This is a genomic window from Bacillus rhizoplanae, from assembly GCF_917563915.1.
GTDB classification, from domain to species: Bacteria; Bacillota; Bacilli; order Bacillales; family Bacillaceae_G; genus Bacillus_A; species Bacillus_A rhizoplanae.
Genome location: NZ_CAKJTI010000083.1, coordinates 1 through 446 on the forward strand (window position 1 = coordinate 1; position 446 = coordinate 446).

Below are 446 nucleotides of genomic sequence, written 5' to 3' on the forward strand. Positions count from 1 at the left end.
TCCTGTCCCCGCAACCAATGGTCCCGTGGTGTAGTGGTTAACATGCCTGCCTGTCACGCAGGAGATCGCCGGTTCGACCCCGGTCGGGACCGCCATTTACATAAAGGCTCGGTAGCTCAGTCGGTAGAGCAGAGGACTGAAAATCCTCGTGTCGGCGGTTCGATTCCGTCCCGAGCCACCATTTTGAAATAAACAAGCCGGCTTAGCTCAATTGGTAGAGCAACTGACTTGTAATCAGTAGGTTGGGGGTTCAAGTCCTCTAGCCGGCACCACTTAGGGGCATAGTTTAACGGTAGAACAGAGGTCTCCAAAACCTCCGGTGTGGGTTCGATTCCTACTGCCCCTGTAAAAGGATTAAGGGCCTATAGCTCAGCTGGTTAGAGCGCACGCCTGATAAGCGTGAGGTCGATGGTTCGAGTCCATTTAGGCCCACCATATTCCGCAGT

The 446-nt window shown here is 53.8% G+C and carries 5 tRNA genes; all 5 read left to right on the forward strand.

Annotated features, from left to right (window positions below):
- Positions 1-19 precede the first annotated feature (19 nt).
- The 5 genes from LRP84_RS22355 (at position 20) to LRP84_RS22375 (ending at position 435) form a co-directional block, all read left to right on the forward strand.
- Positions 20-95: transfer RNA gene (locus LRP84_RS22355), tRNA-Asp, on the forward strand.
- Positions 96-105: 10 nt separating this feature from the next.
- Positions 106-181 (forward strand) — tRNA-Phe (locus LRP84_RS22360).
- Between the two features lie 15 nt (positions 182-196).
- Positions 197-272: transfer RNA gene (locus tag LRP84_RS22365), tRNA-Thr, on the forward strand.
- Between the two features lie 3 nt (positions 273-275).
- A tRNA-Trp gene (locus tag LRP84_RS22370) sits at positions 276-346 on the forward strand.
- A gap of 12 nt (positions 347-358) precedes the next feature.
- Positions 359-435: transfer RNA gene (locus LRP84_RS22375), tRNA-Ile, on the forward strand.
- Positions 436-446: the final 11 nt, after the last annotated feature.